The sequence below is a fragment of the Paraburkholderia sp. SIMBA_027 genome (assembly GCF_046535315.1).
Classification (GTDB): Bacteria; Pseudomonadota; Gammaproteobacteria; order Burkholderiales; family Burkholderiaceae; genus Paraburkholderia; species Paraburkholderia tropica.
This window is the reverse complement of record NZ_JAWRWY010001105.1, coordinates 1-254: the sequence shown is the minus strand read 5'-3', so window position 1 is coordinate 254 and position 254 is coordinate 1. Positions and strand designations below refer to the sequence as shown.

Below are 254 nucleotides of genomic sequence, written 5' to 3'. Positions count from 1 at the left end.
ACATCGTCGCCAAGGAGATCAACCGGCAGAAGCGCGTTCACGGCCCCGGCTCCATCACGTTCCCGATGTCGTCTCACCATCAGTGGGGCAACGTGGGCTACTACCTCAGCGCGCTGACGCGCTTCGCCAACCTGATCGGCTTCACGCGGGTCGCCGCGAATCCGGACAGCTGGGAAGGCTGGTACTGGGGCGCCATGCATCATTTCGGCAACTCGATGCGCGTCGGCGTGCCCTCCGGCTATGGCGGACTCGAG

General features: G+C 65.0%; 1 protein-coding gene. It reads left to right on the top strand.

What is annotated here, in order from left to right:
* Positions 1 to 254, top strand: a 254-nt coding sequence (locus tag SB764_RS42545; RefSeq protein ID WP_410867113.1) for a hypothetical protein, incomplete at both ends; no start/stop codon positions are given.